A 7,578-nucleotide genomic window follows, 5' to 3' on the forward strand; every position below is an offset into this window, starting at 1 on the left:
GCACGAAGCCCAATCGAATATCGAAACTGTCTTGGCATTGTGACGTAAAACCAGTCCAAGTTTTTATCCGCACCCCCATGTCGATCATCATGAGGCTCACCGAAACCTTCGATCGCGAGGCCGCCTTCAACATGGCCGGGCCTTTCGTGTCGAACTGTCCCCGATCCTTCATCCCGGTAAGGGCGTCCCGGCCGATCCGCTCGTAGATGATCACCATGGCGATCAGGTCAACGAAGAGCAGTAAGGTTACCCAGACCATGAGGAAGCCGATCTGGTCAAGGAAGGGCAGATCCGCATTATTGCCCGGCAAGTTCGCGGTACCGCTGTAGGCACGCAGGATCACGGTCAGTGCCACCATGAGGATGTTGCCGAGCAGCAGCCCATAGACGGGCTGGCGCATGCTCTCGGCATCTTCCTTAATGTAGAGCAGCAGGAAGAAGGCGAGTTTACCCGCAAACATCATGGTAGAGCCCGGCGAGATCAGCCCGAACGGGAGTTCAATGAAGAAGACGGCCGCGAGATAGGTCTCGAGGAAGTGCATGACACCGAGGACGGAATAGAAGACCCCGATCCCTATCGCCGCGCGATAGTGAAAAATGGCCGCCATCGCGGCGAAATAGATGATTGCCTGCCCAAGCAGGACAACAAAACCCGACATGCCGTCAATAAGCCCCCAACCTCAGCCTCGATACTGCTTCCCTCCCGTATGTTGTTTTTCCCCGTTTGCCTGACAGGATTTTATCCCCCAAAGCCACCACTGTGGAGAAAGGTCTCTTCTTCGGGAGTACTCAGTCGTCCGAGCATAGGATTTCGATGCGGGAAGCGTCCGAAACGCTTGATGATGTCGCGATGACCCTCGGCATGCGACAGCCACGGTTCTCCGAGCCGGGCATTGAGCGCCACCGAGATGTCCTGATCAGCCATTTCCTCCGAATGGGCGAATGGGAGACAGAAAAACAGGCGCAGATCTGGCTCAATGCGCTCCATATGCCTGACCGCCTGGGCTAATCGGGCATAGTGACGGGCAAGTGAATCCGTCGCGTACATATGTCCGGTCCCGCGAAAGGCGTTGCGCGGAAACTGGTCGGTCAGGATCAGAAGCGCCAATGCGCCTTCCGGTGTTTCCATCCAGCCGTCATGCAGGCGCTCAGCGACCTCCATATGCAGATCGAGAAAGCGCTCATTGAATCTTCGGTCGAAGTTCTTGTCCTTGTCGAACCATCGGCCTTCGGCACCGGCCACCTTCCAGAAGCTGACAACATCTGAAATCAGCTCCTCATCCCCGCGACGACGTGTTCCAGGCATGGCGATCATAATGACGCCTCCGGTTTCGCGGGCTTTCCCGGCGCATTTCCGTGGATCAGATCCCGGCCGGCATAAATGCCGCCAACCGTCTCGATCTCGAAGCGTTCGGCGTCGCGCCGGCGGATGTCAGCCATCAACTCCGTTGCCGCTTCCGGCGCGTCGCCGAGAACGACTAGTGCCCGTTCGCCCAAAATAAGTGCGGATTCGAAGGTCTCGCGCACCTGATAGTCGACCCCGGCATTGATCAGTTCGATTGCATGCTCGCGGTCGAACGAGCGTGCCAAAACCGGCACGAGTGGAAACTCGTGTCTGGCAAGCTCGGCAATCGCGTTGGCGGCCTTCGCATCGTTGACGGCGATGACGATCGCCTTCGCATGTTCTGCACCGGCGGCATGAAGGATGTCGAGGCGCGAACCATCCCCATAATAGACCTTGAATCCGAAATCTTCGGCATTCCGGATCGCCTCGGTGCTCGTCTCGATGATCGAAATCGAATGTCCGCGCGACAAAAGTGGCTGGCTGACGATCTGGCCGAAGCGGCCAAAGCCAATGAGTAGAACGTTGCCCGACAGGTTGTCCGCGACTTCGACGCCTTCCATCGACTGTGCTGTTTTCGGCAACAATCTATCATGAAGGATGATCATCAAAGGGGTCAGTACCATCGAGATGATGATGATCGCTGTCAGGTTGGCATTCCACTCCGCCGTCAGAATACCGAATTGCGTGGCGGTCGCATAAAGTACGAAGGCGAACTCGCCGCCTTGCGCCATTAGCACCGTACGCTCGATGGCCTCGCGATTGTCGGCCTTGAGTAACCGGGCGACCCCGTAAATCACCGCCATCTTGAGGGTCATGAAGGCCGGAACCGAGATCGCGATCACGGCCCAGTTCGCTGTGATGATGTTGAGGTCAAGTGCCATGCCGACACCGAGGAAGAATAACCCCAGCAGCAGTCCGCGGAACGGCTCAACATCGGCCTCGAGTTGATGGCGGAAGGAAGACTCCGACAGGAGCACGCCCGCGAGGAATGCTCCCATGGCCATTGAGAGCCCTCCGGCTTGCATCAGCACCGCAGCTCCGAGTACGACCAGAAGGGCTGCCGCCGTCATCACTTCACGCGCCCCAAAGCGCGCGAGCAAACGGAACATTGGATCGAGCAGATAACGCCCAGCCAGCACCAGCGCCGCGATTGCAGCAAGGCCGATTACGACACCCATAAGCCGGTCGCCCACTGTCGCCTCGGCCGCACCCGGGGCGAGGAACGCTACAAGCGCGAGTAGTGGAACGATTGCTAGGTCCTCTAACAAGAGAATGGCGATGATGCGTCTGCCCTTGGGCAATCCCATCTCGCCGCGCTCCTGCAGCATCTGCATAACAATGGCGGTGGAAGTCAGTACGAAGCCTGTGCCGGCGACGAAACTCGCCGCAGTCGGATAGCCAAGCGCTATACCGACCCATGCAAGCACTGCAATGGCGACGCCAACCTGCAACAAGCCGAGTCCGAAGATCTCGCCACGCATGGCCCACAGGCGCGATGGTTGCATTTCGAGACCAATGATGAATAGGAACAGCACGACGCCGAGTTCAGCGACATGAATGATCGATTGCGCGTCGTGGAAGAAGCCGAGACCGAACGGGCCGATTGCAAGTCCAGCGGCCAGGTAGCCGAGAACCGAACCGAGCCCAACCCGGCGGAACAGCGGTACGGCAACGACTGCGGCCGCAAGCAGAACGACGACGGCGATCAGGTCGATGCCGCCATGACTGGCCGCTTCGGCGGCCTGGGTAACAGTTTCAGCGGCCATGGCCTGGTTTTCTCTTATTTTGACGGAATGCGGAATTCTGTAATCAGTCCGTCGAGGATGGTCACATAGGCCTGACTGCGGCCATTGAAGACGCGGCTCTGCCAGTCGAACACGATGTGCGTCGTATCAGCCGTGGTAACCACTTCAAGGACTGCCATTCTGGCCTGAGCTCCGATCGCATCTGAACGTGCCCACGACCGCACTCCATCGGCCCCCCTGAGGATGCGTCCCCAGTCATTGATGATGCCATCCGGGGAAAAGGCAGCAACGAAGGCATCTTCGTCGCCCGCGTTTATCGCATTGACGGCGGATTGAAGGGCTGGCGGAAGAGTGACCGACATGGTTGTTCTTTCTTGTTGGTGAGGAGGCAAATGCGGCGGGGCGATTCCCCCGAGTTGCCATATGGCAACCGCCGACACGATTGCGGGGACCGCAAAGACGACAAGAAGGATCGGCAATTCCTGAGCCACTGTATAGCCGGCCCGCGTGACGCCAACCCACATATTCGTCAGAGCGATTGCAAACCAGACTGGAATAAAAAACTTGGCCGCGGCGACGACCCCGGAGAGATCTCCGCCCCAGAGTTTGCCGAAGAGCAAAAAGACCCCGAGCAGAAGGATTCCGCCTGCTATGACGAGAAGCATGTGCATGCGTATTTTCCTCCATCCTCGGTGCGTGACCGAAAAGTTGATTGAAACCGGGGCCACCAATTAGGCTGCAGCGTCGTTGCCGCGGTCGATCAGGACAATGCTGTGCTTTTCTGCCCAGGACGAGGCATCGAGAAGCGTGGTCAATCGCTGTGCTGCAGCTGCCGCCCAGCCTTGATCGCGCCCATCGTTGTCGTCCCAGGCCTCGAAAAACAGGCGCTCATTCGCGTTTTCCAGATTCCGGAACAAGGAAAAGACCCGGTTTCCGCTGGCGTTGCGCATGTGCGAAGCCAGGTCGGCGAAGGCCTCTTCCAAGACTTTGAATGCGTCGCCGTCGGCGGATTTCAGAATGACAGCGCGGAACTTGCCACCACCGATGCTTTTTGCGCTCTGACGGAGACGGGGGTGCTGTGGTTCGACCTCCTGCAGCCGGCGCTCCTCAAATTCGCCGGTCAGGGCGTCTGCTTCAAGTCCGCGAACGTGGATGTAATAGGGTTGCCGTGCATGCTCATGTTCAAGCGCCGCCTTGCTTGCCCAATGCTCCAGAAGGTAGATGGTCTGTACATTGCCCGCGTCTTCGAATAGATCGAAACCGAGATTCCCCGGCTCGCTGCGAGCGCCTGCTGCCTCGTCTTTCATGGCATTCAGATAAGTGGCCAATTGTTCCGGCTTCACTTTCAGCGTCACGAAAAGCCGCAACTCATCGGATGCGTCCGACATCGGTTTCTCCTTAGAAAATAGTAACGATCCCCATCGGGGATCGGCGTGCGTTCTTCCCGTGATGATCCATGTTCTTCGGATCGGCCGGCGCGCTTCATGAAAAGCGCCAGCCGTTGTCCGGGGGGAGCGTTCAGAGGCAGAACGGCACGTCGCTGTCACGCCCCTGAACGGTCATTTTACTTGGTGGTATAGCCGCCATTGACGAGGATGGTCTGGCCGGTCATCCACCAGCCGTCCGAGACGAGGAAGCGGATATAGGGGACGATATCCTCGATGTCGGTGAGGCCGGTCTTGGAGAACTTCGACAGTGCCGCGGCCGTCTTGTGATAGGCGACGGCATCCTCGCCTTCAGCCGGATAGAAGAAGGGCGTGTCCATCGGGCCCGGGCCGATCGCCGTCACCGAGATGCCGCGATCACCGAATTCCTTGGAGGCTGCACGCGTGAAATGCTCGACCGGCGCCTTGGTGCCGGCATAACTCGAATAAAATGGCGTATATGCGCCGAGCAGCGAGGTTACCAGCGTGCAGATCTTGCCGTTGTCATTGAGATGCTTGCCAGCCTCTTTGAGGAAGAAGAATGCGGACTTGGCGTTGACCGCACTCATTTCATCATATTCGGCTTCCGAGATTTCGACGATCGGCTTCTTCAGCACCTTGCCAACGGTGTTGATGGCGATGTCGGGCTTGCCAACAGCGGCGACCGCGTCGGCAAACAACTTTTCCACCGCGCCGGCTGTCGTGAGATCAGCCTGGATCGCGACCGCCTCGGCTCCAGCAGCCTTGACGGCGGCAACCGTCGCATCGGCTTCCACCTTCGTTGCTGCGCTGTTGTAGTGGATCGCGACAGCTTTCGCGCCCTGCTTGGCGAGATCGCGAGCGATCAAACCACCGAGGTTTTTCGCCCCTCCGGCGATAATGACAGTTTTACCCTTGATGCTGTGATCAGCCATGATGTCGGTCTCCTTGCTTGTATGCGACCGCGTCATGCCGCCGCTTTCGAGAGCACATAGTATCGTCTATGATTATCCTATAAAGTTGATCATTCTGACATCACTTGTCAGAAAGTCTGGACAATAAAAGGTATTCTAATTTGGACCGCATCGATCTGTTTCGCATCTTTGCCCGTGTTGTCGAATGCTCAAGCTTTACCCGTGCAGCGGATACGCTTGGTATGCCTCGATCGTCGGTGTCGGCCGCGGTGCTGGAGTTGGAGGCTCGGATCGGGGCGAGACTTCTGCATCGGACAACCAGAGTGGTGTCGCCGACGCAAGATGGTTCGGCCTTCTACGATCGCTGCGTGCGCCTGATCGCCGACGTCGAGGAGACCGAGAACATCTTCCGTCAATCCGCGACCCCGGCGGGCAAGCTGCGTATCGACGTTCCCGGCCGTATCGGGCGCCTCATTATTGCCCCGGCGCTGTCAGCCTTCCTGGACGAATACCCGGAGATAGACATCGATCTGGGCGTTACCGACCGCGCAGTGAACCTCGTCGGCGAGAGCGTCGACTGTGTGTTGCGGGTTGGGCCACTTGCCGATTCCGGCCTGATTGCGCGTGCGATTGGGGAACTCCAACTCATCAATGTGGCGAGTCCTGACTATCTCAAACGACATGGGATGCCCAAGTCGCCTGACGATTTGCAGGGCCACGTCGCGGTCAACTATGCATCGCCCTCGAGCGGAAGAGTTGAATCATGGGAATGGCTAGAGGGAGGAGCGTTGCAATCCACGCCCATGCGCAGTCGTGTCACTGTCAACAGCGCCGAGGCCTACATCGCCTGCTGCCTGGCCGGTCTTGGCCTGATCCAGATCCCAGCCTATGACGTCAGGCATCACATCGAAGCGGGCGAGCTCGTTGAGGTGATGTCCAGTCACCGCGCCGAGCCGATGCCAATGACGCTGCTCTACCCGCACCGTCAGCACCTTTCGCGCAGGCTTCAGGTTTTTGCAGACTGGCTGGAGACGCTGTTGAAGCGAGAGCTGCGGTGAGCGGACATCATCTCGCGCATCGCGGTCGTTCCATTGCTGTTGGGTTAGGGGTGGCACCCTTCTCCACTGGCACCTTCGGGTTCCGCTTCCGACCTCTGCGCTGGGTTTCCAGTCGGGGCTTGTTTAAACTTGATATCCGGCATGACCGCGCCCATGGTTCTCGACGGTGCGATGAACGGGCTAGCATTCCAGGCCTATGTCGAACAGGTTCTCATTCCAACCCTGGTGACCGGCGACATCGTCATCATGGACAACCTGCCGTCACATAAGGCGCAGGGCGTGCGTCTCGCAATCGAAGGTGTGGGGTGCAGCTTGCTCTACCTTCCTCCATACAGTCCAGACTTCAACCCCAGGCCTTCGCCAAGCTCAAGGCCGTCTTGCGCGCCAAAGCCGAGCGGACCGTCGAGGGCTAATAGAATACCGTCGGCCAGATCGTCACGCTGTTCGAACCACAAGAATGCGCCAACTACTTCGAATCCTGCGGATATGACCCCGAGTAAAGTGGACGCGCTCTAGGTGAACGGCCGCGCTCAAATTCATAATAACTTGTGAAACCAATATCTTAGTTCCATAATTAATATTATCTGATTTGATCTTATAACAGGGGTGGGTTCTAGTTTGAAGTGCGACTTGCAAATGATAACAATGGGTTATCCAATGCAAGGAACTCGTCATGGACCGCACCTATTCGCATATTGATCTGGATGAACGCCGCAGAATAGCGCGCTGGCACACTGCAAAGCTTTCCGTTGACGTAATTGCTGAGAGACTTGGAAGGCATCGCTCGACCATTTTTCGTGAACTTAAGCGCAACCAGTTTACCGATGATGAGATCAAGGATCTAAACGGCTATTACTGCACGATTGCTGATCAGAAATGCCGTGAGCGTCGCTCGAAGCAACGCAAGCTCATCCGGTATGACGAGCTACGGCAGTCCGTGATCCAGCACATCAGCGATGGGTGGTCGCCGCAACAGATTGCCGGGAGAATGCGGTTGGAGCGGCATCCCGTTTCTGTCAGTCATGAAACGATCTATCATGCATAACGGCAATCTAGGTGAGATTCAGCGTCAATCAGGATGAGACTCGCGCCGGGGTGTGACGGAGTGAGGGCG

7 protein-coding genes and 3 pseudogenes are annotated in these 7,578 nt (G+C 57.6%); 4 read left to right on the top strand and 6 right to left on the bottom strand.

All coding sequences use genetic code 11. The features are described 5' to 3' along the window. The 4 genes and pseudogenes from FG152_RS26780 to FG152_RS26795 form a co-directional block, all read right to left on the bottom strand. Positions 1-658: pseudogene (locus FG152_RS26780) on the bottom strand (hypothetical protein); the annotation flags it as partial. Between the two features lie 80 nt (positions 659-738). Then, positions 739-1,314, bottom strand: a complete 576-nt coding sequence (locus FG152_RS26785) for a DUF924 family protein (protein WP_498989393.1) — start codon at positions 1,312-1,314, stop codon at positions 739-741. Further along, complete coding sequence (locus FG152_RS26790; protein WP_498989396.1) at positions 1,311-3,110, bottom strand: monovalent cation:proton antiporter-2 (CPA2) family protein; 1,800 nt, start codon at positions 3,108-3,110, stop codon at positions 1,311-1,313. The genes FG152_RS26785 and FG152_RS26790 overlap by 4 nt, the downstream gene beginning before the upstream one ends. A gap of 14 nt (positions 3,111-3,124) precedes the next feature. Continuing rightward, positions 3,125-3,451 (bottom strand): nuclear transport factor 2 family protein, encoded by a 327-nt coding sequence (locus tag FG152_RS26795; protein ID WP_109366610.1) that lies wholly within the window; start codon positions 3,449-3,451, stop codon positions 3,125-3,127. A gap of 30 nt (positions 3,452-3,481) precedes the next feature. Here FG152_RS26795 and FG152_RS26800 point away from each other — a divergent pair, with 30 nt between their 5' ends. After that, positions 3,482-3,805 carry a hypothetical protein gene (locus FG152_RS26800; protein ID WP_498989399.1) on the top strand — a complete coding sequence of 108 codons (324 nt, stop codon included), beginning with the start codon at positions 3,482-3,484 and terminating at the stop codon, positions 3,803-3,805. Positions 3,806-3,820: 15 nt separating this feature from the next. Here the strand turns inward: FG152_RS26800 and FG152_RS26805 are convergent, their stop codons facing one another. Next, on the bottom strand, positions 3,821-4,477 hold the full coding sequence (locus tag FG152_RS26805; RefSeq protein ID WP_109366495.1) for an antibiotic biosynthesis monooxygenase: 657 nt from the start codon (positions 4,475-4,477) through the stop codon (positions 3,821-3,823). A 176-nt stretch (positions 4,478-4,653) separates the two neighbouring features. Beyond that, the gene (locus FG152_RS26810; protein ID WP_498989403.1) at positions 4,654-5,427 is read right to left on the bottom strand and encodes an SDR family oxidoreductase; all 774 of its coding nucleotides are present in this window, start codon (positions 5,425-5,427) and stop codon (positions 4,654-4,656) included. A 140-nt stretch (positions 5,428-5,567) separates the two neighbouring features. Between FG152_RS26810 and FG152_RS26815 the strand changes: the two genes are divergently transcribed. From FG152_RS26815 to FG152_RS26825, 3 genes and pseudogenes are all read left to right on the top strand, one after another. Further along, positions 5,568-6,464, top strand: a complete 897-nt coding sequence (locus FG152_RS26815) for a LysR family transcriptional regulator (RefSeq protein WP_109366494.1) — start codon at positions 5,568-5,570, stop codon at positions 6,462-6,464. Positions 6,465-6,596: 132 nt separating this feature from the next. Next, a pseudogene (locus FG152_RS26820) lies at positions 6,597-6,964 on the top strand (transposase); the annotation flags it as partial. A gap of 173 nt (positions 6,965-7,137) precedes the next feature. After that, positions 7,138-7,500, top strand: a pseudogene (locus FG152_RS26825) (transposase); the annotation flags it as partial. Positions 7,501-7,578: the final 78 nt, after the last annotated feature.

It is taken from the genome of Ochrobactrum sp. XJ1 (genome assembly GCF_024701725.1).
Taxonomy (GTDB): Bacteria; Pseudomonadota; Alphaproteobacteria; order Rhizobiales; family Rhizobiaceae; genus Brucella; species Brucella anthropi.

Coding starts and splice junctions, on each gene's coding strand:
- FG152_RS26810 (WP_498989403.1), bottom strand. CDS start 5,427: ATGGCTGATCACAGCATCAAGGGTAAAACTGTCATTATCGCCGGAGGG.
- FG152_RS26785 (WP_498989393.1), bottom strand. CDS start 1,314: ATGATCGCCATGCCTGGAACACGTCGTCGCGGGGATGAGGAGCTGATT.
- FG152_RS26805 (WP_109366495.1), bottom strand. CDS start 4,477: ATGTCGGACGCATCCGATGAGTTGCGGCTTTTCGTGACGCTGAAAGTG.
- FG152_RS26790 (WP_498989396.1), bottom strand. CDS start 3,110: ATGGCCGCTGAAACTGTTACCCAGGCCGCCGAAGCGGCCAGTCATGGC.
- FG152_RS26795 (WP_109366610.1), bottom strand. CDS start 3,451: ATGTCGGTCACTCTTCCGCCAGCCCTTCAATCCGCCGTCAATGCGATA.
- FG152_RS26800 (WP_498989399.1), top strand. CDS start 3,482: ATGCGGCGGGGCGATTCCCCCGAGTTGCCATATGGCAACCGCCGACAC.